The following is a 23,535-nucleotide window of genomic DNA, read 5'->3' as shown; positions in this document are numbered from 1 at the left end:
AGGCTGCTCAGTCTCTAGTTTTTTTTCTTTAAAACTTCAACTCTAACCCCCATTTCCTCAAAACATTTAACAACTATATAATCACTTTTGAGAATTTCCAAATATTCATCACTAAGATTATACACATTAGAAGAAAAAACATATTCTTCTTTACCCGTAAACCCAAGAAAAGTTCGATGATCATTATTTAAATCTATTAAATCAATAGAAGATAAATTTGGAAAAAATGTAGCTGTTTCTGAAATTAAAATTTGATTATCATCTAAATAGTTTATCGCTTTTTTTCTCAAACCCCAATAATGAGTATGCGCAAGAGATGCATCCCAACCTTGGGCAAAACTATCTGGATAAACGATTATATTTCCAACCATAAAACTAGATACTAACACAATATATAATCGCTTCTTAGCCTTATATCTATCCAACATAATAAAAGACAAAAGAGCAATAGGAATATAAGATGGAATATAATACCTATGCCCCATTGGATTATTAATAACTAAACTAAGAGTATAAACTGTTATAGTAGAAAAGACTGTTATTATTAACAATAGCTTTTCCTTTTCCCAATTAGTAGCTCTCTTTTTTAGATAAAAAGTGATTCCTATAAAAAGAATTAAAACAAATCGTCCAAAATCTGTAAAACGCTGAATCAATACCAAAAAGTTTCTAAATAAATTTTTAAAGAAAGAATTTAGCGAAGGAAAATAGAAGGCATCTCCCCATATTTTCATTGGATGTGAACTAATCCAACCTTTAACTTCTAACCTCCAAACAAGATATAAAACTGCTGGTATAGCAGCTAGTAGGTATATAAATAATGAAGGTAAAAACTGTTTTGCTTTTTCTTTTCTTAAGAATAAGTGATTGATAACATCAATTAAAAAAACACCAACACAAAGCATCATCCCTCGATAAGTAACAATCCCTAAAAAGGCTACACCTAAAAACTTAAGTGTATTATTCTTGGTTAAAACTGCATTTAAAGCTAAAAGAAAGAAAAAAATTAAAGGAACCTCAGGACTTACGAGAGTTAACTGAGAAGTTAGTGTTGGGTCTAAAACAATAAAAATAAAAGCAAACCACTGATACTTACTATTTTTTACAAAAAAAAACACTATTTTTTTTACTTGTAATAATACCCCAAACACAAAAGGTAGCATCATCCAATGTGACACTAACAAAGACCGTCCGAATAACCTCCATCCAAAAGCCATTAACATGGCCAAAAATGGAGGGTGTCCAGGATCATGTTCTAGAGGAATACTAGTCCAGTTTAAAATTCCATTAACATACAATGGATTCGCCATTTTTGAAGCAAAAAGTATATTATCCCAAAACATACCTATATGGTAACTAAGTGTTACTATCAAGCAACTTAAACATAGAATTATTACACTCTTATAATTTCTAACAATCAAATCCAAAAAATATTGAGTTTACGTGTCAAAAGTAACATTATGATATCAATAGACATCAGTATTTAGTAAAAAAAGACCTTCCTTTATTGGAAGAGCTTCTAACTTTACATTAGGTCATTAAAGAATTGTAACGTATCTACCACATGTGTTTCCCAATAAATCCATTCATGTTTTCCCGAAAACTCTTCGTAGCTATGTGGAACTCTAGCCTCTTCTAGTTCTTTATGTAATGTCCTGTTGTACTCTATCAATTCATCATCTTCACCGCAATCAAAACGTACTGGAGGTAATAAGTCTTTGTTCTTTTTCATCAACTGAAAAACAGACTCATTAACCGAATCCCCTTGTTTGTAATTTTCCAGCCCTTCTTCTACAAAAATTTCCATTTGAGGAACATCTGTAATAGAACTATGTCCAGAAATTCCACTAAACGTTTCTGGATATTTTGCTCCAACTCTTAAAGCTCCATATCCACCCATAGAAAGTCCCGAAATAAATACTTTAGAATTATCTGTCACTACCTCTATATTCTCTTTTACAGCATCAATTACATCTTCTGAAATCCACTTTTCAAAGTTCAAGCTATTGTGTGGCAAGTAAGCAGATCCATCACCCCATAAACCATCAGAAGGCATGGCAATAATCATGGGTTTTATCTCCCCAGCCTCTATCATTCTTTGAGCCGTCCTATGTACTCCTGCTTTCTGAGACCAAATCCAAGCACTACCATAGACTCCATGCATTAAAATCATCATGGGAGTATCTGGAGTTAATGCTACATTGGGTACATACAAACAAATATCTCCTCTACCTTTTAAATTCTTTGTTTTTACAGTGATGAACCTTAGGTTGTCTGATTCAAACCTTGGATCTGATATTTCTGTAGTTTTAAATTTTGAAACCATTTTTACTCTTTTATGATGATGGATTTATCTTGTGCTGAAAAGTCCTTACTCTTTACTTTAATACTGATTTTTCCTTTTTTAACCGCCTTTACAAAAACAACTGCTTTCCCTTTATAGAAATCACGTTTTGGTACGGTTAGCGTTTGCAAGTTTGTTGGATCTCCATTTCCAGAAGCTAAAAACTTTCCTGCTCCAGAAATCTCAATATTCAATAACTTCTCATAATGAGGTTGCCAGTTACCATCCGCATCGGTAACTGTAATTCTATATACCGCTACCTCTCCTTGTTTTACCTCAGCTACTTCAGGAGTAATCGTAATTTTTGCTGCTGGTTTAGCCGTTTTATAAACTAGTGTTTCTTTCTTTCTTCCTTTTTTATCGTAAGCTACAACCTTAATTTCTCCTGGTTGATATTCGATACCTTCCCAAACTATTGCATATGCTTTTAACAATCCTAAAGAAGGACCTCCAGAACCATGTACGTTAAAACTATTATTTTGGAATAAAGAAGGATTTAATTTAGCCTTTGTTTTGATCCCCTTACTAACTCCATTTACAAACAATTCAGCCTTTGGATAATTGGTATAACAAACCACAGGGAAAACCGTTCCTTTTGGTGCAGGATCTGACCAATGTGGAAACGCATGTAAAGTCTTCACCTCTGGATTCCAACGAGCTTTGTATTGGTAGAATTTATCTTTTTCTAACCCAACAAAATCTACCGGTGCAAAATAAGAGCTACGAGATTGTGCAAAATGGTATGGAGAAGGTTCTCCTAAATAATCATACCCAGTCCAAACAAACTCACCATATACAAAATCATTTACATCCTGTGCCGCAAACTCTTTGTAAGCAGGATATCCCCAACGTACTCCTGTAGTTTCGTAATTCCCTGGATGCCCATCTTTATAAGTAAAAGTATTTACAGACAAACCTCTTTTGTCTCTAATACTATCAAATACAACTGGGAATCTGTAGGTGTCTCTTAAACTAACCATCCCCCCTGTTTCGCTTGCAAAAAACTTTAAGTTTGGATATTTTTTACGGAAAATATGATACGATCCTGGCTTGTAATTAAACCCTGCTACATCTACTTTTAAAGCCATTCCATTTGGTAAAGACTTTAAAGGGTTGTTAAAACCACAAGTAGTAGCACGTGTGGTATCTACCTTTTTTACAATAGCATTTAAATAACCCGTTATATCATTAGGATCATTTCTATACTGTTCTAAAATCTCATTACCAATACTCCACATAATTACAGATGGGTGATTACGATCTCTGTACACCATTTCTGTTAAATCTGTCTCAGCCCATTTGTCAAAATCATGAGAATACCCATTGATTACCTTTCCTATTTGCCATTCATCAAAAGCTTCATCAATAGCTAACAGCCCTAATTCATCACAAATATCTAAAGCTTCTGGTGCTGGTGGATTGTGAGAAAAACGAATAGCATTTACCCCCATTTCTTTCATCTTTAACATTTGTCTTCTAAACAAATTCGGATAAAAAGCAGCTCCAGTAGGTCCTAAATCGTGGTGCATGTTTACTCCGTTAAAACGTGTTTTCTTTCCGTTTAAATAAAAACCATCTAACTCAAATGCTAATTTTCTAATTCCAAAAGGGGTTAGCACAACATCACTTTCGTGTCCGTTTGTAATTATTGTACTTCTTAATCTATATAAATAAGGATTCTTAAGATCCCATAAAGTAACATCCTTCTTTTTTAACTGTAAATCTGTAGTCGCTTTTTTTACTTCAGAAGCATCTACTACCTGAACATCTGTTACAACTACTTTACCTTCTGCATTGATGATTTCGTTCTTTACAGTTACCAATCCCTCTACATCTAGAGATACTTCTGCATGAACAACTGCCTTTCTTTTTTCAATTACAGGAGTTGTTACATAAACTCCCCAAGTAGGAATATGGTTCCTTTCTTTTTGAATTAAACTTACTTTACGATACAATCCTGCTCCAGGATACCATCTAGACTGACTGTTAAAATTTTCCAAACGTACCGCCAATACATTGTCTCCTTTTTTCACAAAAGAACTTACATCAAAATGAAAAGAGACATAACCATTAGGTCTACTTCCAACATATTTTCCGTTGATGTATACCTTGGCATGACTCATAGCTCCATCGAACAATAAGTCGTACACTTTACTTGTATCTATTACGTTAAAGTGGGTTCTATACCAACCAATACCTGTATAAGGTAATGCCCCTGAACGACCACAACGAAATTTTGCTTTTCTCTCTCCGTCCTGTACTACTTGAGTTAACTGAATATCATTCGCAAAAGAGAACTCTCCTTCGGCTGCCCAATCGTGAGGGACTTCTACATCCTTCCATTCAGCATCATTAAATGTTGATTGAAAAGATGCTCCATCATCGTATTGACTAAATTTCCATTCTTTTAGCAATGCTACTTTTCTACTTTGTCCTTGCATTTGTATCGCTAACATCATTAGCATTACAAAAAGGAACTTGGCTTTGGTTTTTAACATTTTTTAAGGTTATAAGTGTTAGTTGTCTTTTTTTACAATTGGTTTTTCTAGCACAATAGGCCTCCAAAAAGGAAGCCTATTTACAAAATACTAGCTTAATTTTTTATGTGAATTGAATTAATCAAAAGTAATTACTCCTTTTGCATTCTTTCCACTTAGCATATCTTCAAATGCTTGATCTAAATTATCCAGCGGATAAGTATTAGTAATCATTTCATCAAGCATTAAATCGCCTTTATCGTACAACGCTTCTAATTTAGGAAAGTCCATCTCTGGTCTTGCCGACCCATATAAAGGGTTAATGTATTTCTTATCCCATTCAAACAAACGCATATCAATGGTAATTTCCTCTTCTATACCACTTACCTGAATGGCAGTACCTGCATTACGCACCATTGCCAAAGGAGCAGCTCCTAAAGCAGGAACAGCAGTACATTCAAAAGCATAATCTGCACCTCTACCACCTGTCATCTCTTTTACTTTTTCTGCTGCTTGCATCAACCCTTTGTCTTCTCTATCTGCTAAAATCACATCGGTAGCTCCAAATTGTTTTGCTAATTCCAAACGGTTTTCATTAATATCAATTGCAATAATTTTTGCAGCCCCAGAGATTCTTGCAGCCTGAATTACATTTAATCCAACTCCTCCAGTTCCTAAAACAACGGCAGAACTTCCCATTTTTAAATCTGCTGTATTAAATACAGAACCAGTCCCTGTCATTACCCCACAACATACAATAGAAGCAGATTCAAAAGATAATTTTTTACTTGTTTTTTTAACACAAGCAGAAGCACGAACTAACGCATATTCTGATAACGTACCAATATTAAAAGAACGCTCTATAGGTTCTTCATTCCAAGTAGTTCCTTCAATTGCTACATGTCCTCCTGGTAGTTTCCCTGCATGATTTGCAATTACAGGTGAATTTGTTTCACAAATATGCTGGTTTCCTTCCTGACACTGGAAACACGTATAACATGGTGTTGCCCAGTTTAAAATAACTTCATCTCCTACTTTTACATTGTCTACATCTGGCCCTACAGCTTCTACAATACCTGCTCCTTCGTGTCCCAATACAATAGGCATTCCCCATGTTAAAGAATCATGATCTGTATGACACAAACCTGAGGCTTTCATCTTTACTAAAACCTCGTCTTTTTCTGGGTTAGATTTTACCTTTATATCTTCTATGGTAAACTTTCCATCTCCTACAGAAATGGCCGCTTTACATGTAATAAAATTATCGTTACTCATTATATTGTCGTTTGTTTTAGTCTTTTTTAATCTCTTTTAAATTTGATGTTGGATCTGCTAATTTTTCTTTATCAATACTTGCATTTGCTTTGATAAACTTGGTTCCTAACACGTAACTCTTACCATTATTGATAGAATCTACAGCTAACAATTTGTCTCCTTTGAAATACCACAACGAGAATTTCTTTTCTCCTTCTTCACGTACTACTACATCATCAAAACCTTGAGACAATCCTACAATTTGCAGTTTCACATCGTACTGATCTGACCAGAACCAAGGCAAAGCATCGTAAACTGTTTCTTTACCACAAATATTTGCTGCCGCTACTTTTGCTTGGTCTACTGCATTTTGTACAGATTCTAATCTTACATGGGTATCGTAAATTTTGTTGTAATGAAAAGTACAATCTCCTATTGCGTAAATATCATCCGCTGATGTTTTTGCAGCTGTATCTACCTCAATTCCATTGTTAATTGTCAATCCAATATCAGAAGCCAACTCTAAGTTTACTTTAATTCCAACCCCAACAATAATAATATCTGCAGTATAGGTAGCACCATCTGCACAAACCACTGTGTTTTGATCTCCTTCTGATTTTATTTCTGTAACTCCTTTGTTTACACAAATATTCACGCCATTAGATTCGTGAAGATTGGTAAAAAACTCAGATAAATGAGGTGTGGTTACACGTGCTAAAATTCTTTCTTCGCGTTCTAAAACAGTAACCTCAGCTCCTAATTTCTTTAAAGAAGCGGCTGTTTCTAAACCAATGTACCCTCCACCAATTACCACTACTTTTTTATCAGAACTTGCATGGAATGCTTCACGAATTCCAGCTACGTCGTTGGCATTACGCAACGTAAAAATATTTTTAGCCTCTTTAATTCCAGTAATTGGGGGTACAAACGCTCTTGCTCCCGTAGCCAATACCAAAACATCATAAGACTGAGAAGTCCCATCATTTAAAACAATAGTTTTGTTCTCTTTATCAATCTTAGCAACCTCTTTTCCTAAAGATAAGGTAATATTTTCCTTATCGTAACTCTCTAAAGGTTTTAACAAGTTGTTTTGGATACTGTCTTCTAACTCCAAATATTTTTTAGATAAGGGAGGTCTATGATAAGGAACGGTTTCATCTTTATCAAACAAGATAATATTCCCCTCCCATCCTTCTTTACGTAAAGCAAAAGCAAAGTTTACTCCACCGTGACTGGCTCCAATTACTACACATGTTTTATTTTGTGACATTCTGGTAATTCAATTTTAAAATTTAAGGTAAGTTACATCTCAACACTTCAACTCGGCTCAGTGCAGACTGCTGGATGACCTGTTGTAACAATTTACTGATAAACGTAAACACGTATCAATAAATTAAAAATAGCGTTAGTCTTCTTTAGCAACGGTCAATTCAACTCCATCAATTGCATCAGAAATCTCTATTTGACAACACAAACGGCTGTTATCTGATACATTGTCTTCTAACTCTAACATATCTGCTTCAATCTCACCAGCTTCACCTACTTTATCCATATCTCCCTCTGCTACAAATACATGACATGTTGCACAAGAACAAACTCCACCACAGTCTCCATCAATTCCCTCTACTCCATTGTTTACTGCCAACTGCATTACATTTCCTGAATCTCCTTCTACAGTTACTTTTTCTCCGTCTTTTGTTATAAATGTTATTTTAGCCATAATAGTTGTTCTTTTTATTTCTTGTTGTTTGTTGTTATTTTAATCCGTTGAATTTTACTTTTAATGAATGAAATCCAACCTTTCTCTTAAATTCGTCTAAGTCTTCAATATTATCTTCGTGTTCTAAAATGTCTATAGAACCTACTTTCTGTACCATTTCTGATAAGATAATTCGCAACAAAGCTCTTGCATGTGTAGCTCCTAAACAGTTGTGTGTTCCAAATCCAAAACTTACGTGCGGATTTACTTTTCTGTCTAACACAACCTCTTCTGCATCTTTAAAAATTTTCTCGTCTCTGTTAGCAGATGCCCAACATAAAGAAATTCTAGACTGTGCTTTGATATCTTGCTCACATACTTGAGTATCTTCTGTTACTACTCTACCCATGTGTGTTAATGGAGAATAATAACGAATTAACTCTTCAATAGCCATATTAATCATATCTGGGTTTTCTTTAATACGAGCTAAAGCTTCTGGGTGCTCTGCAAAGTAGGCCATAGAATTCGTAATAGCATTAATTACGGTATCACGTCCTCCTGCAAAAGTTAAAATCATTACTCCTTTAACTTCCTCCTTGGTTAATTTTCTTCCATCAACTTCAGAGTTTAATAAAACAGAGTATAAATCTCCTGTAGAATTCTCAGCTGCTCTGTCAATTTCTTTATCGATGTAATCGTATAAAATATTTGCCTTGTCTGCATCTAAAGAGGATTCTTCACTTCTAAATACATGTGTTCCCCATCCAATCCAAGTATCCGATTCTTCAAAAGGAGTGTTTAACAATACCGTTAATGCTCTAGACTGAATGACCAAAGAAAACTCCTCAACCACCTCAATAGCATCCTTTGTCAAAACATCATCCAAAACCACATTTACAATATCTTTTAACTGTGCTTGATACGCTTCATCATTAGGTCTCTTAAACCATGGCTCTACCAAGTTACGGTAATCTGTATGCTGTGGTGGATCTACTTCAAAAGGAATTTGTCTTATATCTCTAATATGTACTTCTGATGGCACTACGATTCTTCCAACTTCCTCTCCTCCAGACTGAAACGTTTTCCAGTTTTTAGCAGACTTACGAACGTCTTTTAATCTTAATAAGATTTTTACTGGATCGTCCTGATCGTTCATGTCTCCAAATCCTTTCTCTTCTCTTGCATGCGCAAAAGGACATGCCATTTTACTTTTATCCATATTAATAGGTATTGTTGTTCATTTTGAGTAAGACAAAAATGACACTATTATTTGTTGGTTATTTTTCGAATATTATCAATTATTTGAACTATATTAACTTCTAATTAATTTCAACCATCAATATTGGATGTATTACGCTTATGAAAGCAATTAAAGAACTTATAAATCAACCTTTTAACAGATCTTTTAACATTACAGAGTTTGAACAGTTTTATTTTGATTCTCCTTGGCATTTTCATACAGAATACGAATTAACCTATATTCACAAAGGATATGGAACTCGTTTTGTAGGTTCTAGTGCAGAACTGTATAAAGAAGGAGATTTGGTATTAATTGGCAGCTCTGTTCCTCATTACTGGAGGTGTGATGATGCTTTTTACAATCAGAAAGAAAAAAAAGCTCATAGTGTGGTGATACAGTTTAAACCCGATTTGTTTTTTAAGAACCCGCTACCGGAAATGAATCACATTCACCTGTTATTAAAAAAATCAGCAAGTGGAATTAAATTCTTGAATAGTAAAAGCTATAAAGATGATTTTTTTGAGCTATTACAAAAAGAGGGCTTTGATCAATTAATTCATTTTTACAACCTATTAGACAGGCTAAGTTTAGAAACCGATCAAAAACTATTGTCTATTTCTCACGACTCTCAATTATACCAAGCAAAAGACAGTAAAATTTTTCAAGAAGTAATTAACTATATTTTCACCAATTTTAAACACGATATTTCTCTAGAGGAGCTTTCAAAAAAAGTCCACATGTCTACTCCTGCCTTTTGTAGATACTTTAAAAAACGAACTAAAAAAACATTTACAGAATATGTAAATAGCCTTAGAATTGCCCAAGCCTCTAAACTCCTTATAGAAACAGACATGAGTGTTTCTCAAATTTGTTTTGACTGTGGCTACAACAGCCTAAGTTACTTTAACAGACAATTTAAAAAGATTAAAAGCGTAGGGCCTAAGGAATACAAAAAGATGCATTTAAAATAACTTAAACCCTTCAAAATATACGACTTTAGTACTAGCTTTATTTAATATCAAACACATATATTTGGTACACATTTTGATAACCTAGGTTAGTATTAAATAAAAATTGTCATGAAAAAAACAATCCAAGCACTGGCTGTTTGTGCTTTATCCATTTTAAGTGTTTCTTGTGGAGGTAGTGATTCCCCCGAAACCAACAACAAAGTCAACGAAGTTGAAGCTAACAAACAGAAAATGGAAGACAACATACTAAATCTTTACGATGTTGTTGGCGATTTCAATTCTGAAGAAACATCTGCAATTGAAATTAATGCCTTCCTTAAGCAGATGAATGTAAGTAATTTTAATCCCAAAGAAATCCAATCTGTAGAATTGGCTCTAAAATCTATGGGAGTTATAAAAGAATCTATTGACTCTAAATCTTCTCGTATACCTACTATCGGTGCTATTGATGGAGAAGATTCATCGGCCATATTAGAGGGTTTTAAAGAAAATACAGGAACCTATATTTGGAATGAATCCACAGGTGATTTTGATTTTACTTGGGCAGATTCTGGTAAAATTGTAATTTCTATCTCCGAAGATGGTAAGAACTTTGTTTTAACTATTTCTGAGTTTGATACTTTAGTTCACGATTCTTGGGATGAAATTCCAACCAGCTTAAAAATGGTACTTACTGTAAATGGAGAAACTCACTTTACACACAATTATGTTGTTTCTATTGACAATGACAAATACTTGCCAAATTCTGTTTTTAACGAAATTATTATTGGTAAAGGAGACTTAGTTTACAAAACTGAATTCAGCAAATCTGATGACAATAAAGAAACAAGTGGGTTTACTACTTTACAAATAGGAAATACGCTAGTTTTTAGTACTGAACTTTCTACAAAAGGAGATTTTAGCCCCTTAAACGATGGAACTCCAGAGGATATTGAAGACAATCCAATAGAAGACTTTTTAAGTCTAGCCAATGCCAATATTTCAATGGGTAAAACTAAAATTAAATTTGATATTGCCCCTAAAGGAGATGTCGAATTTGACACTCTAGAGGAAGATATCAATCTTTTAAATGAACATGTAAAAATTTCTTTATTATTTGATGAAGAACAGATCGCTACTGGTAGATTTATAGAAGGATCAAATATTGAATTAGTATTTGAGGACGGTACAACATCATCATTAGAAGCTTATTTTGGAGAAACGTTTAAAGACTTTTATTCTAGATTAAAAGCTGACTAAAAATAATACGAATCCATAAATTAATAAAAAGGTGAATTCTAAATGAATTCACCTTTTTTAGTTTATCTCAACCTCAAACTCTAATCTATTTTCTCCCGTCCAAAAACCTAGTACATTGTTTCCTCCTTGTATGTTACTCTCAATATTCTCAGCAAAAGTACCTGTGATTAAAAGCGTAGTTACATCGCCATAAGCACTTTTAAAAAACTCATACTCTGCCTTAGCTATTTTCACCAATTCAATGTCGTAGGTATTCAAAAAGTACAATTTGTTAATTTCTTCTTGTCCTACATACTCGGAATACTTTAAAACTAAATTTAAGTCTTCTTCTTTATTTGCTAACTCTGTAGAAAACAAATAAGGGTTAGCCCAAGAATAACTTTCTTCGATTCTGTTTTTTATCAGCACCTTATAATATTCAATCTCCGTTGAATTTTCCATTTTTATCTGAATTGCTCTATCTCCTTCTTTTCCTCCATTAATAACCGCTATAGACTTAACAATTGGCTGAGAAGGCACGGTTGTTTCTGCAAAATAGGTTACTCCTTTTAAATTTACGGTAAGATTGTACTTTACTCCAACCCTTCCTTTCATTCGCTTTGTTTGATAGTATAAATTAGGATATCTAGAATCATCTCTGGTTAGTGTTAATATCTCCTCTTCTATTCCATCGCTAACTACTACCTTGGCTCTTCCTTCTTCGGCTATTAACAAATCTCGCTCTGCAATTTCTCCCTGAAAAGGTAAATTAGACGTTAAGTAAACTTTTACAAACTCTCCCTCGGTTACATACCCCTCTACCGTTAATGCTTCAGAATACAAGCTTTCTACTTGTTGGGTATCATCACAAGAGAGAAAGATTAAGCACAAAAAAACGGATACAATTTTTTTCATTTCTATTAAAAACTAAAGCTCCATGTTAAGGATGGAATTATTGGAAACAAACTTTCGTAAAAAGAATTAATGGTAAAATTATTCTCCTCTATACTTCCGTCCACCACATGATTTATATAAAATGTATTTTGCCTGTTGTAAAGATTGTAAATAGTAAAATCTAAAGAAGATGTAAAATTCCTCCTTTTCTTAAATTGATAATTCACCCCTACATCTAAACGATGATAGCTAGGAAAACGAGCACTATTTTTATCTCCAAAATTTAACACCAAGAACTCATTAACTATTCTAATATCTTTAATAGGCGTGTAATTCTGTCCACTCGTAAAAACAAACAATCCGTTTAAACTTAACCTATCTGTTAATTTATAACTCAATGCTACATTTAAATTATGAGGTCTATCAAAAACAACGGGGAACAATTTCCCATCATTTATCTCGCTAAACTTAGCTTTGGTTCTAGAAAAAGTATAGTTAATAGACCCGTTTATTTTTTTAAACCTAGCCTCTAAATGAGTTTCAATACCATAAGAATTTAGTCTTCCTATTACTACATCATTGTACAAATCAGAATTAAAAAGATTGTTTAACGCTCCATTTTTAAACTCAGAATAATCGTTTATGTGTTTGTAATAAGTACTTATTTCTCCTGATATATTTTTGCTATCAAAATAATAACCCGCACTTACTTGATTGCTTTTCTGAAACGGTAAATTATTGTTGGTAGGTATATAATATTCTACTGGCATGCTAAACGTATTAATTCTAGCCTGATGCAAGTATTGTCGTAAATACTGGTACGATAATTTTATAGCCTGACTATCTTTAAACTCGTAATGCAAACTTACTCTTGGTTCTACATACCAGCTATTAAAATTACCATTGCTATTTAGTTGATAATTGGTAAGCCTTACTCCTCCTTTTAGACTTATATTCTCTTTAAGCTTCCATAAATCTTGAAAAAAGATACTATTTTCTAATAAGTCAGAGTCATTATCATTCTGAATATCAATTTGTGTTTCTCCTAAAATATCTGCTCTTACATCTTTAGGGGTATTCTTAATTTTATTTACAGCAAACCCAAAATCTAAACTGTGATTTTTTAGCACTAGAGAACTTGTATTTTTAAGTGACCATATAGCGTATTTAGAGGAAAAAGCGTAATTGAAAGGAAAATCATCCGTGGTATTCGTCAATTTAAAATCACTACTAGATATAGATAATATATTCTTAAAATTTGAAAATGAATTGTAAGACCAAGAAACACCTAAGAGGCTATTTTTCCAATCTAAATTTAACTTCTTTACCTCTTCATGACTTTCATAAGCATCTTTGGTATTAAAATTTGTAAATGCAATTTTATTTTTTTGGTTGATTCTCGTTTCTACTTTTAATAAATAATCATAGAAATAATAGCCTTTTCCTTCTCCTAAAACAGAAGCCCCCATTAACGCATTAATCGCCTCCAAATAAGTACGTCTACCCGATACTAGTATTTTGGTATTCCAATCTTTTAAATTAATGGTAGTAGTCAATTTAGCCACCAAAAGACCTATACTCCCCATGGTTGTTTCTTCTCCTAAACTTGTTTTGGAATTTATCTTGGTAATAGAAGACAGTCTACCTCCATCTTCGGCATTAAAACCACCTTTGTAAAAGGATAAGTTTTTAATGTAATCTGAATTCAAGAGCGGAAAAAAACCACCAATATGAGATATATTATGCAAATAAATATCATCCAAATACACAAGATTCATACTCGGATTTCCCCCTCTAACCATAAAACCAGACTGTCCTTCGGCTCCAGTTTGCACTCCAGAACTTAGCTGTATTAGTTTTATAGGATCTGTCTCCCCCATTATGGTAACAGCTTTCTTTAAATCTTCATTAGAAAAAAAGATAACATCTGTATTGGGGTTTTTAGACTTAACCTTATTCTTGTTCCTAAGAACAACTTCTTCTAACTTTTCTACGTTAAGTGAATCATTTTCTTTTTTTTGGGAGAACGATTTTTGTAGAAAAATTAGAAGAAATATCCATAGCAAATTTTTCATTTTTCTTCTTAAGGAGCCGGATTCGGTTGCAACTTGTGAATCTCGTCAATCTCCTTTAATATTTCTTCGGATAATGTAACATGAATCGTACCAATGTTCTCTTTTAACTGCTCCATCTTAGTCGCTCCAATTATAGTTGAGGTTAAAAATGGTTGCTGTTCAATAAAAGCTAAGGATAACTCCACCAAACTTAATCCGTGTTTTATAGCCAACTCATTGTACTTTTCAGCTAAAAACATTGCTTCTTTGTTGCTATATCTAACATAGTTAGGGAACAACTTTACTCTAGACCCTTCTGGCAATTGACCATTAAAATACTTTCCTGACAACACTCCAAAACCTAATGGTGAATAAGCCAACAAACCAACATTCTCACGCATCATTACTTCCGAAAGACCTACCTCTAGGCTTCTGTTTAATAATGAATAAGGATTCTGCATCGTTTTACAACGAGACAAACCTTTTGAGTCTGCTTCGTTTAAATGTCTCATAGTTCCCCAAGGAGTCTCATTAGACAATCCGTAATGACGAATTTTCCCTTGTTTTACCAGTGCATCCATTGCTTCTACAAGCTCAGCAATCTTATCCTCCCATCCCTCATTTGGATTGTGCTTATAATTTAAGTTTCCAAAGAAATTTACATTTCTGTCTGGCCAGTGCAATTGATACACATCGATATAATCGGTTTTTAAACGAGCTAAATTTCCTTCTACTATATCAAAGATCAATTCTTTTGTATAAGGTTGTGGCTCTCTGGTATGAGAAAACATAGCCATTGGACCTGCAATTTTACTTGCAATTACCACATCTTCTCTCTTTTTATTTTGCATCCAGGTACCAATAATTCTTTCTGAACTTCCTTGCGTTTCCTTTCTACTAGGAATGGAATACAACTCAGCAGTATCTATAAAATTTACTCCCTGTTCAAAAGCATAATCTAACTGTTCATGTCCTTCTGCCTCTGTATTTTGTTGTCCCCACGTCATGGAACCTAAACAGATTTTAGAAACTTTAATATCTGTATTTGGAATCTTGGTATATTTCATACTTTACCTCATTTTAAAATTTAGAATTCAGTTCTCGTCTCCGCTCAAACACCGAGGGTCATCGAGCAGCCTGCACTGAGTTGAGTCGAAGTGTCGAGATGTAATTAAGTTAATTTTCAAAAATAAAAATACACAAAAAAAGTATCTTAAAAACTTAAGATACTTTGTGGTTTTATAACTTTTATATTGCTTAAAATTTAGCTCACGTCTATAACACTCTCTATTTGTGGAGCGTGTTTTTTAATAGTAGCCTCTACCCCATTTTTTAGGGTCATTTGGTTTACATTACAACCAACACAAGCTCCCATTAACTTTACCTTTACAACATTATCTTCAATAGCTACTAAAGAAATATCACCTCCATCTGTTAACAAGAAAGGACGAATTTCTTCTAAGGCAACTTCTACTTTCTCCTGTAATTCTTCTGCTGTCATATTGCTTTATTTATTATCGGTCTAAATATACTAATTTATTATTTGGTAGAACAACCACTCATTGTTGTAATTTTAACCACTTCTGTAGGTGGTAAGTCCTCGTTTCTCTTAATTAATTGAGCAGCCATATTCTTGGTAATCTCTTTAAATGCTAACTCTTGTGGAGTTCCATCTTGTAAAGCCGCAGGATGACCAACATCCCCCGCTTCTCTAATGCTCTGCACCAAAGGAATTTCTCCTAAGAAAGCAGCCTCTAAATCCTCTGCTAAATTCTTAGCACCATCTTGTCCAAAAATATAGTATTTATTATCTGGCAACTCCGCAGGAGTAAAGTAACTCATGTTTTCTACAATTCCCAAAACAGGAACTTTTATGTTCTTTTGTTCGAACATAGCAACTCCTTTTTTAGCATCTGCCAAAGCAATATTCTGTGGTGTACTAACTACAACCGCTCCAGTAATAGGTAGTGCTTGTACTATAGATAAGTGAATGTCTCCTGTACCTGGAGGCAAATCAATCAATAAGAAATCTAATTCTCCCCAATCAGCATCAAAAATCATCTGATTTAAGGCTTTAGAAGCCATTGGCCCTCTCCAAATTACAGCTTCGTTAGGATCTGTAAAGAAACCTAAAGACAATAACTTAATTCCGTAGTTTTCTACAGGCTTCATTTTAGAACGCCCATCTACATTCACAGAGATTGGTTTTTCTCTAGCAACATCGAACATAATATGCATAGAAGGACCGTATACATCGGCATCTAAAACACCAACTTTAAACCCCATTTTTTGCAAAGTAATAGCCATGTTAGCGGTAACCGTAGATTTCCCTACTCCTCCTTTACCAGAAGCCACGGCTACTATGTTTTGAATTCCAGGAATTTTATCTCCTTTTATTAAATTAGGGTTTGCTTTAGGGGCTTCCTTTTTAGCTTCTACCGTTAAGTTTACTTTTACTTTAGCCTCCGAAAACTGAGCTACAATTGCTTTTTCAATTTCTGTTTCTGTTTTCTTTTTTGCTTGTAAAGTAGGATTGCTAATTTTTACGTCTACAATTACCTCGTTTTCAAAAATAACAACGTTTGTTACATTGTTATTTTCAATTAAACTCTTTCCCTCTCCGGGAGCAGTAATTGTTTCTAAAACTCCTTTAATATCTGATTTTGTAATACTCATGGAATCACTCTTAATTTTAGACTGCAAAGATACGTTATTTGGTCTTATTCTAACTAGTTGAATCCTTTTGTCTAATGACAAACTAAAATCTTACACAAAATGTGTTTTAGCGTAAAGAATTACACTATAATTTAAACCCTAGTCTTAGTGTTAAGTTTCCAACAATAGGCGATTCTTCTCTTCCAAAAAAGTAGTCTCTGTCTCTGTGCAATAAATTAGTTCCAAATCCTATCCCAAATTCATAATTCCAATGTTCTGAGAAATTTCTTTTTAATCCCCAATTAGCTGTTAAATGCAACCTATCGTTATCTAAAACCGTTAAATCATCATTTGTAGCAATCACAAAACTATCTGAAATTAAAAAAGCTTTAACAGACCAATAATTCGCACTATTAAAAGAAATATCCTTTCCCTTTTTAGCTCTTTTTTTTAAGTTAAAATACCATCTTGGCTCCAAAGATAAACCAGGAACAAAAGCCAATGTAGATTTATCAAAACTCTGTCTATAACCTCCACTAAAACCTACCTCGGACCTTAAAGCTACTTCGGGTGACAATCTTGTTTCATTATTTGCCCACAACCCAAAACCAGTTTGAATATTATACATGTTTTTAACCACAGAAGAGGTTTCTTTTTGAGCAAAACATGAAATTGCTCCAAATAACAATACTAGAAAAGTGTAATTTTTCTTCATCATAAATAATTTTAAAATTTTCTTGGTAGCTGTAGACAACAACCTTGCCAATATTTAAATTCAATTACAAAAGAATTAACATCCAACTCTATGTCTATTAATTGATCCATGTTTGAATTATTATCACTAATTTTCTGACGAATTCAAAAAAACGCTTATGGATGCAGTTGATGCTCTGGTTAAAAAATTTCAAGAAGAAAAAGATTTAAAAGCCTATGAAAAATTATACGAAATGTATCACGAAAGCATGCTAGGTGTAATTCATAATATTTTGCAAGATGAAGACCTGTCTAAAGACCTTTTACAAGAGGTATTTCTAAAAGTTTGGAACAACATTGGGAGCTATTCTCCTAAACGTGGTCGTTTTTTTACATGGTTGTTAAACATCTCTAGAAACGCTGCTATTGATAAGACAAGATCTAAAGAATATAAGGACTTAAAAAAGAACCAAAGCATTGATATTTTCGTAAATATATCAGAGCCAGAGGAAAAAGAAGCTGGCGATGAAGAAAAAATCTTAATAGCAGGTATTAAAAAGCTTTCTGAAAAATGTAGAAAACTCATCGATTTGATTTTTTACAAAGGATATACACAAAGAGAAACATCTGAAGAGTTAGATATTCCTTTAGGAACTGTAAAAACTAGAAGTAGAAGTTGTCTTAGTACTTTAAAATTAAGTCTAAATACGTTAGAGAAATGATAAATACTAAAGAATATATTGAATCTGGAATATTGGAACTCTACGTAGCTGGAATCCTTAATAGGGAAGATAGTTATGAAGTGTATTCTTATATTCAACAATATCCAGAAATCAAAGAATACGTTAAAAGCATTGAACAAAAAGTTGTAAAAATTGCCGAAGTTAGCAAGCCTAAAAACTTAAAAGCTCCTTCTTTTACAGCTTTATCAAAATCCATCAAAAGAAAGGACACCAAAGTAATTCCGATACGTAGATACAGCTATGTAGGATGGGCAGCTAGTATTGTTTTTGCTATTGGGCTGTTTGGAGCCTACGTTAGCAAACAAACTGTTGATAAGAGCTTAACAGAACAAATTGCAAGCAACGAAACCTTACAAGAGGAGTTGATTTCAACAAAACTAGAATTGAACACCAAAGAGGAGGTAATTGCCTTTATGTCTTCTAAAGAAACGTTAAAAATAGATTTGGCTGGACAAAAAGTAGCTCCAGAAAGTTACGCTGCAGTATATTGGGATAAGAATAAAGATGAAATGTACTTAGATCTTAGCGGGTTACCACCTGCTCCGGAGGGAAAAGTATATCAGTTATGGTCTTTAACCTTAAATCCATTAACCCCTACAAGTTTAGGAACTTTAGATGCTTATAACAACGGAGACCGTTTTATTAAAGTAAACAACACCAATGCTTCTCAAGCTTTTGGAATTACTTTAGAACCAGTAGGAGGAAGTGTTTCTCCTACATTAGAACAATTATACACTCTTGGATTGACCAAAGTGTCTTAACAAAGAAAACTTTACATAAAACAAAGAAAGTCTACTGTTTCCAGTAGACTTTTTTTGTTAGAAACTTAGCTACCTAACTACCCTTATTAAGGTAACTGAGTTCTAACTTTCTAAAAAAACCCCTAAATAATATTTTTATTTAAACCCTTTAATTAAGAGCAGAGCTATCCTACCCCTAAGATAGCTCTACATAACCCTGTTAAAAAAAGTGCTATAAAAAAAGGGCTGTTTGTTATTTATCATTAATTGAAAAGGGAGCCATCCATACCCCTAAAGATGACTCCTCCTTTTCACCCCTAAAAATAAACTTCAATAATTTTATTTAATTTTGTAATAACCTTTGCATTTTTTGGTTTCTTAAAAAGGCAGGATCACCCAAGTTGATTAAAAGGTGACCCCACCCAAACTCTAATAAAACTAAAACCTATCAAAACTTATATAATATACTTCCTTTAATAAAAAACGGTGTTCCTGGTGTAAAATGAATTTCTTCTACGGATTCCGTTTCACTTGCCAATCTAGATTCTGTTGCAAATTGGGTTTCATTCCATGCTACATCAAATAAATTTTGAATTTGAACTCCTAAAGCAATCTTTTCCCATTCGTACCCCATATTCAAATGAGTTACTGTATAACTATCTGCTACAATAGAATTATCCTCATTTGCTGGTCTATCTGCTAAATGCAATACATCTATACTTCCGTAAAAACCTAAATCTTTTTTGTAAGTCAATCCTCCTTTTAAACTAAAGTTTGGAGCTAAAGGCACATAATCTTCACCGTTTGCTTCGTCTCTAAAACGAGCGTGTGTATAATCTGCATTGATGTTAAGAAATAATGATTTCACTGGTTGATATCTTGTACTTAAAGACACCCCCTTCCTTACAGAAGCACCATTAGGCTCTACCACCCCTGCATCACCTACATATACAAACTCTTGCTCTGACAACATTCCCCAAGTAGTCAATCCAACCAGTAGATTTTGAGTTGATTTCCAAACAAATCCTAAATCAGCAGTATACGCTTTTGGAATATCATCTGCTTCGGATTCTAAAATCAATCTACTATCGTTGGTATGGAAGCCTTGCCCAACCTTAGCATAGGTTTGAAAATTTTGATTTGGTGTATAGGTAAAACTTAATTTTGGACTTACAATTAATGCATTTTGCTCTTTTAATGTCTTGTCTGCAATTAAAAAGTTTTCATACCCAAAATTAAATCTATCAAATCGTAAAGCAGGTTTTATATTCCAATTTCCAATTTCAAAATCTGTACTTAGGTAACTAAAGAAATTTGTTTCGTTTACTTTTCCTTGCTGAATTCTTTCTAAAATCTCTGTTCTATTCTTAGTACTGGACAATTCGTTATCACCTACGCGATCTGTTCTAAATCCAACACCTCCATTCACAGTAAGTTCTACATTTTCTAAATCGTATTTCTTTTGATAATCTGTTTGATATCCAAATAAATTCCTTCTCTCTTTTTGATAAATTTGATCCCCATCTACAGGATTCTCTAAGAAAAAAGTGAAATTGGAATACAAATCAAAATTGTAATTCGAATAGTATACTAAGTGATTCAGCTTAGAATTATCGCTATTTTTTTTGATCACATTTAAAGACACATTGGTTCTAGATGTTTCTCCTCCTTCGGTATCGTCAATAGCTCCAAATCGGGTAATACTTCCATCAGCAACGGCTCTTTCTGGAATTTGTCCTGATGCACTCCAACTACTCATAAAATGAGAAAAAGAGAAAATCATTTTTGTATTTTGAAACCTACCTGTGTATTTACTACTAATGTTTAATCGTTTAAAGTTTTGTGGACTTTCAAAAGGTCCATCCGAACGAATGTATTCTGTTGCAACATAGGCGTGCTGATTTTCTTCTTTGATGAAGGAATTCATAAACAACAATCGTTGCGTATCAAACTGACCTGCTTCTAACTGTAAAGCATTGTTTTTTAAGGTTTCTTTACTTTTGATATTTACCGTACCTGTTGTGGCAAAATTTCCCTGTTTTGGGTTGTAAACTCCCGCATTAAAATCTAGCTTATCAATGGTTTCAGGAATCACAAAGTGCAAATCAGCGTACCCCTGACCATGTGCGTGCGATACCATATTTACCGGAATTCCATCAACTTTAATTTCTAAATCCGTTCCGTGATCAATGTCAAAACCACGATAAAATATTTGTTCTGCCTTACCACCACCTGCATGCTGACCAATAATTAAACCAGGCACTTTGGTTAATACTTCTTGTGATGATTTAACTGGATTCTTTTGAATATCTAAATCTGTAACAATACTAGAATAGTCTACTCCTTTAGATAACACAACTTGATCCAAAGCAACTATACTTCTATTAATAACAAAGGTTTTATTGTTTTTTTCAAAAGTTATTTTTTTGGTATCGTATCCCATTTTAGAAAATACGATTGCATCTCCTACACCTGTGTTTTCTAGCTCAAACGTTCCATCTATAGACGTATGGGCGTGAATACCTTTATTGGTGTTGGTAATTAACATATATACAACGGGATTGCTCTTAGCATCCACAACTTTCCCTTTAAAAGTTTGAGAAAAACCCATACTGGAGAAAAGTAAAATCGTCATGAGTATGATTCTTTCCATCATTTACCTATAATTTTAAAATTTGTCTTGTTTTTACAGGACCTAATTCAAATCTTGCACCCATCAACTCATGTTTAAGAATTTCCAAAGCATCTCTTCTTTGATTTAGCTGATACACTTTAGCCACTCTCAACAACACCTCTGGCTCTAAACATTCTACAACTTCGTGATTCTTTAAAATTTCCATTCCTCCAGCTGGGGTTTTGGTATAAGCAGTAGCAAGTGCTAACATAGAATAAGATGCAGCCGTTGGTCTGTTGTCCACTTCTTTTGCAGCAATCTTATACGCTTCTTCATATTTTTCTTGATCCATTAGAATATCAAAATTGTATTTGTTATACATTTCTCCATACAAAGTGTCTTGTACTTTTGTCCAATAGCTAGTTAGTTTTTCTTTCTCTTCTTTTCTTTCATAGGTAGCTATTTCATACGCTAACAAATCTAAATCCAATCCTTTATATTTTTTATCTAATACAGCAATAATTTTCTTCGCTTCTTTCGTGTCTTTATCATTAGAAAAAGAAATCCAAGCTACTTTTTTAAGTGCATAATAATTAGTGTTGTCTTTTTCTAATGCTTTTAAGTAGTATTGGTACGATTTTTCTATTTCTCCATTATGACCATAGTAATCTGCCAAATTGGTAACACACCACAACTCCAAATCTTCATATCCTTTTTCTTTCACTGTTGCTAAGGCTTCTTCCATGTAAGAAATAGTTGCTTCTAAATTCCCTTGAGCATCCTTCCATTTAGCAAGCCTTATTAAGTAATCAAAGGATCTTTTATCACTTATTTCTCTTAAATAATAATCTGCAATTTTATGATCTCCTAGCTCCAAGTTTACATCAAAAAGCATTTTGATTGTTTCTTGTTTTTTATCACCATTCACCTCTGCCTCTTTTAATAAAGCCAATGCTTTTTTAAATTGATGTTGAGAGATGTAGTTTCTTGCTAGTGCTCTCAAGTATCCTGATTGTTTTCCACCAGATTTTTCTACCGCTTCTTTTAAGTGAAATTCCGCATTCTTTAAGTGTTGAATTTTTCCAGTTTTAGAAAAAAGTTGACTTTCTAATCCTGCTATTTTAACACAGTATGGAAACTGACTAGGATTTTTAACCAGTTTGGCTTCCCAAAAAGCTAAATCTTTTTTAGTGCTTTCTAAAAGGCTACTATCCTCTTTTTGTAAATAGGGTTCTATATCTTTTAACTGTACAATGTCTTTTTGCTCTTTATTGCAAGCGGTAATAATTAAAAAGAGCAATAGGGTTTTTAATATTTTCATTTTAAGGGATTTTAAGTGTGAAATAAAATGCTAGAAAATACTAGCATTTTATTTTAATTTATTTCTACCAAGGGGAAGCTAGGTAAGGGAACGAAGTCAAAAACTCTTTATCATTTTCACTTACGTTATCATTTGATAATGTCGGATTTTCAGTAAAATCTTCTCCTCCAAAAATCAATAATAATTCTACTGTAATTACATCATCTGCCAAAGCTCTACCTGTTAGCACATTGGTTCCATCGTAAAAAGTAGTTTTACCATCTAAACTTACGTTTAGTACATCTGTTGCCAATAAATTGGTAAATGCTGTAGCATCTTGCCCCAAAGCGTTTTTATCTGTTGATTCGCTAAAAGCAGGACTTAATGCTTCTAAATTTGTTTTGAATTTTGATGCAAATGCTACTCCTTGATCCTTTGGTAAAGTGGTATTGAATACATCTTTCTCCGCAGAACCTACAAAAACAGTATTTATAGCGGGTCTTCCCATTTGATCTTCTAATTCAAACACGGCATCCATTTTTATACCACTCATATTGTTATCATCGTCACTAGAACAGTTAAACGAAACTGCTGCTATAAGTAACATACATCCTATAGTTGTTATTTTACGTATCATAA

Annotated in this window: 20 protein-coding genes; 4 read left to right on the top strand and 16 right to left on the bottom strand. The window is 33.4% G+C overall.

Going from position 1 to position 23,535, the window contains the following annotated elements:
• Positions 1 to 14: 14 nt before the first annotated feature.
• The 7 genes from ACXHHC_RS11360 to ACXHHC_RS11330 form a co-directional block, all read right to left on the bottom strand.
• A complete protein-coding gene (locus tag ACXHHC_RS11360) occupies positions 15 to 1,343 on the bottom strand; it encodes a hypothetical protein (RefSeq protein ID WP_458226499.1) in 1,329 nt (442 codons plus the stop codon).
• 182 nt (positions 1,344 to 1,525) lie between these two features.
• The gene (locus tag ACXHHC_RS11355; protein ID WP_458226498.1) at positions 1,526 to 2,326 is read right to left on the bottom strand and encodes an alpha/beta hydrolase; all 801 of its coding nucleotides are present in this window, start codon (positions 2,324 to 2,326) and stop codon (positions 1,526 to 1,528) included.
• A gap of 2 nt (positions 2,327 to 2,328) precedes the next feature.
• The gene (locus tag ACXHHC_RS11350) at positions 2,329 to 4,842 is read right to left on the bottom strand and encodes a glycoside hydrolase family 2 TIM barrel-domain containing protein (protein ID WP_458226497.1); all 2,514 of its coding nucleotides are present in this window, start codon (positions 4,840 to 4,842) and stop codon (positions 2,329 to 2,331) included.
• 117 nt (positions 4,843 to 4,959) lie between these two features.
• On the bottom strand, positions 4,960 to 6,096 hold the full coding sequence (locus ACXHHC_RS11345; RefSeq protein ID WP_458226496.1) for a Zn-dependent alcohol dehydrogenase: 1,137 nt from the start codon (positions 6,094 to 6,096) through the stop codon (positions 4,960 to 4,962).
• Positions 6,097 to 6,112: 16 nt separating this feature from the next.
• Positions 6,113 to 7,345, bottom strand: a complete 1,233-nt coding sequence (locus ACXHHC_RS11340) for an NAD(P)/FAD-dependent oxidoreductase (RefSeq protein ID WP_458226495.1) — start codon at positions 7,343 to 7,345, stop codon at positions 6,113 to 6,115.
• A gap of 135 nt (positions 7,346 to 7,480) precedes the next feature.
• Positions 7,481 to 7,795, bottom strand: a complete 315-nt coding sequence (locus ACXHHC_RS11335) for a 2Fe-2S iron-sulfur cluster-binding protein (RefSeq protein WP_458226494.1) — start codon at positions 7,793 to 7,795, stop codon at positions 7,481 to 7,483.
• 34 nt (positions 7,796 to 7,829) lie between these two features.
• Positions 7,830 to 8,993, bottom strand: coding sequence for a cytochrome P450 (locus tag ACXHHC_RS11330; protein ID WP_458226493.1), 1,164 nt, complete (start codon positions 8,991 to 8,993; stop codon positions 7,830 to 7,832).
• A gap of 140 nt (positions 8,994 to 9,133) precedes the next feature.
• Between ACXHHC_RS11330 and ACXHHC_RS11325 the strand changes: the two genes are divergently transcribed.
• Together ACXHHC_RS11325 and ACXHHC_RS11320 are read left to right on the top strand one after the other, a co-directional pair.
• Positions 9,134 to 9,985: an AraC family transcriptional regulator gene (locus tag ACXHHC_RS11325; RefSeq protein ID WP_458226492.1), complete on the top strand. Its 852-nt coding sequence runs from the start codon at positions 9,134 to 9,136 to the stop codon at positions 9,983 to 9,985.
• A gap of 108 nt (positions 9,986 to 10,093) precedes the next feature.
• Positions 10,094 to 11,224: a hypothetical protein gene (locus ACXHHC_RS11320; protein ID WP_458226491.1), complete on the top strand. Its 1,131-nt coding sequence runs from the start codon at positions 10,094 to 10,096 to the stop codon at positions 11,222 to 11,224.
• Positions 11,225 to 11,281: 57 nt separating this feature from the next.
• Here ACXHHC_RS11320 and ACXHHC_RS11315 read toward each other — a convergent pair whose 3' ends face one another.
• The 6 genes from ACXHHC_RS11315 to ACXHHC_RS11290 form a co-directional block, all read right to left on the bottom strand.
• Positions 11,282 to 12,118, bottom strand: coding sequence for a hypothetical protein (locus ACXHHC_RS11315; RefSeq protein WP_458226490.1), 837 nt, complete (start codon positions 12,116 to 12,118; stop codon positions 11,282 to 11,284).
• 5 nt (positions 12,119 to 12,123) lie between these two features.
• Complete coding sequence (locus ACXHHC_RS11310) at positions 12,124 to 14,172, bottom strand: TonB-dependent receptor plug domain-containing protein (protein WP_458226489.1); 2,049 nt, start codon at positions 14,170 to 14,172, stop codon at positions 12,124 to 12,126.
• A gap of 8 nt (positions 14,173 to 14,180) precedes the next feature.
• Positions 14,181 to 15,218: an aldo/keto reductase gene (locus tag ACXHHC_RS11305; RefSeq protein WP_458226488.1), complete on the bottom strand. Its 1,038-nt coding sequence runs from the start codon at positions 15,216 to 15,218 to the stop codon at positions 14,181 to 14,183.
• 197 nt (positions 15,219 to 15,415) lie between these two features.
• Positions 15,416 to 15,652 carry a NifU family protein gene (locus tag ACXHHC_RS11300; protein ID WP_458226487.1) on the bottom strand — a complete coding sequence of 79 codons (237 nt, stop codon included), beginning with the start codon at positions 15,650 to 15,652 and terminating at the stop codon, positions 15,416 to 15,418.
• A gap of 38 nt (positions 15,653 to 15,690) precedes the next feature.
• Positions 15,691 to 16,827 carry an Mrp/NBP35 family ATP-binding protein gene (locus ACXHHC_RS11295; protein WP_458226486.1) on the bottom strand — a complete coding sequence of 379 codons (1,137 nt, stop codon included), beginning with the start codon at positions 16,825 to 16,827 and terminating at the stop codon, positions 15,691 to 15,693.
• Between the two features lie 124 nt (positions 16,828 to 16,951).
• Positions 16,952 to 17,521, bottom strand: a complete 570-nt coding sequence (locus tag ACXHHC_RS11290; RefSeq protein WP_458226485.1) for a hypothetical protein — start codon at positions 17,519 to 17,521, stop codon at positions 16,952 to 16,954.
• A gap of 157 nt (positions 17,522 to 17,678) precedes the next feature.
• Between ACXHHC_RS11290 and ACXHHC_RS11285 the strand changes: the two genes are divergently transcribed.
• Positions 17,679 to 18,221: an RNA polymerase sigma factor gene (locus ACXHHC_RS11285; protein WP_458226484.1), complete on the top strand. Its 543-nt coding sequence runs from the start codon at positions 17,679 to 17,681 to the stop codon at positions 18,219 to 18,221.
• Positions 18,218 to 19,003 carry an anti-sigma factor gene (locus ACXHHC_RS11280; RefSeq protein ID WP_458226483.1) on the top strand — a complete coding sequence of 262 codons (786 nt, stop codon included), beginning with the start codon at positions 18,218 to 18,220 and terminating at the stop codon, positions 19,001 to 19,003. The genes ACXHHC_RS11285 and ACXHHC_RS11280 overlap by 4 nt, the downstream gene beginning before the upstream one ends.
• 427 nt (positions 19,004 to 19,430) lie before the next feature.
• Here the strand turns inward: ACXHHC_RS11280 and ACXHHC_RS11275 are convergent, their stop codons facing one another.
• The 3 genes from ACXHHC_RS11275 to ACXHHC_RS11265 form a co-directional block, all read right to left on the bottom strand.
• Positions 19,431 to 21,638, bottom strand: a complete 2,208-nt coding sequence (locus ACXHHC_RS11275) for a TonB-dependent receptor (RefSeq protein WP_458226482.1) — start codon at positions 21,636 to 21,638, stop codon at positions 19,431 to 19,433.
• Positions 21,639 to 21,642: 4 nt separating this feature from the next.
• Complete coding sequence (locus ACXHHC_RS11270; RefSeq protein ID WP_458226481.1) at positions 21,643 to 22,917, bottom strand: tetratricopeptide repeat protein; 1,275 nt, start codon at positions 22,915 to 22,917, stop codon at positions 21,643 to 21,645.
• Positions 22,918 to 22,981: 64 nt separating this feature from the next.
• On the bottom strand, positions 22,982 to 23,533 hold the full coding sequence (locus ACXHHC_RS11265; protein ID WP_458226480.1) for a DUF4331 family protein: 552 nt from the start codon (positions 23,531 to 23,533) through the stop codon (positions 22,982 to 22,984).
• Positions 23,534 to 23,535 lie beyond the last annotated feature (2 nt).

Source organism: Wenyingzhuangia sp. IMCC45574 (genome assembly GCF_054182685.1).
This window is presented reverse-complemented; position numbering and strand designations above follow the sequence as displayed.

Bases quoted from the DNA above. Each gene is read 5' to 3' on its own strand.
- ACXHHC_RS11275 (WP_458226482.1), bottom strand. From the start codon at position 21,638: ATGATGGAAAGAATCATACTCATGACGATTTTACTTTTCTCCAGTATG.
- ACXHHC_RS11330 (WP_458226493.1), bottom strand. From the start codon at position 8,993: ATGGATAAAAGTAAAATGGCATGTCCTTTTGCGCATGCAAGAGAAGAG.
- ACXHHC_RS11270 (WP_458226481.1), bottom strand. From the start codon at position 22,917: ATGAAAATATTAAAAACCCTATTGCTCTTTTTAATTATTACCGCTTGC.
- ACXHHC_RS11265 (WP_458226480.1), bottom strand. From the start codon at position 23,533: ATGATACGTAAAATAACAACTATAGGATGTATGTTACTTATAGCAGCA.
- ACXHHC_RS11360 (WP_458226499.1), bottom strand. From the start codon at position 1,343: ATGTTTTGGGATAATATACTTTTTGCTTCAAAAATGGCGAATCCATTG.
- ACXHHC_RS11280 (WP_458226483.1), top strand. From the start codon at position 18,218: ATGATAAATACTAAAGAATATATTGAATCTGGAATATTGGAACTCTAC.
- ACXHHC_RS11285 (WP_458226484.1), top strand. From the start codon at position 17,679: ATGGATGCAGTTGATGCTCTGGTTAAAAAATTTCAAGAAGAAAAAGAT.
- ACXHHC_RS11290 (WP_458226485.1), bottom strand. From the start codon at position 17,521: ATGAAGAAAAATTACACTTTTCTAGTATTGTTATTTGGAGCAATTTCA.
- ACXHHC_RS11295 (WP_458226486.1), bottom strand. From the start codon at position 16,827: ATGAGTATTACAAAATCAGATATTAAAGGAGTTTTAGAAACAATTACT.
- ACXHHC_RS11320 (WP_458226491.1), top strand. From the start codon at position 10,094: ATGAAAAAAACAATCCAAGCACTGGCTGTTTGTGCTTTATCCATTTTA.
- ACXHHC_RS11305 (WP_458226488.1), bottom strand. From the start codon at position 15,218: ATGAAATATACCAAGATTCCAAATACAGATATTAAAGTTTCTAAAATC.
- ACXHHC_RS11310 (WP_458226489.1), bottom strand. From the start codon at position 14,172: ATGAAAAATTTGCTATGGATATTTCTTCTAATTTTTCTACAAAAATCG.
- ACXHHC_RS11300 (WP_458226487.1), bottom strand. From the start codon at position 15,652: ATGACAGCAGAAGAATTACAGGAGAAAGTAGAAGTTGCCTTAGAAGAA.
- ACXHHC_RS11340 (WP_458226495.1), bottom strand. From the start codon at position 7,345: ATGTCACAAAATAAAACATGTGTAGTAATTGGAGCCAGTCACGGTGGA.
- ACXHHC_RS11335 (WP_458226494.1), bottom strand. From the start codon at position 7,795: ATGGCTAAAATAACATTTATAACAAAAGACGGAGAAAAAGTAACTGTA.
- ACXHHC_RS11345 (WP_458226496.1), bottom strand. From the start codon at position 6,096: ATGAGTAACGATAATTTTATTACATGTAAAGCGGCCATTTCTGTAGGA.
- ACXHHC_RS11355 (WP_458226498.1), bottom strand. From the start codon at position 2,326: ATGGTTTCAAAATTTAAAACTACAGAAATATCAGATCCAAGGTTTGAA.
- ACXHHC_RS11350 (WP_458226497.1), bottom strand. From the start codon at position 4,842: ATGTTAAAAACCAAAGCCAAGTTCCTTTTTGTAATGCTAATGATGTTA.
- ACXHHC_RS11325 (WP_458226492.1), top strand. From the start codon at position 9,134: ATGAAAGCAATTAAAGAACTTATAAATCAACCTTTTAACAGATCTTTT.
- ACXHHC_RS11315 (WP_458226490.1), bottom strand. From the start codon at position 12,118: ATGAAAAAAATTGTATCCGTTTTTTTGTGCTTAATCTTTCTCTCTTGT.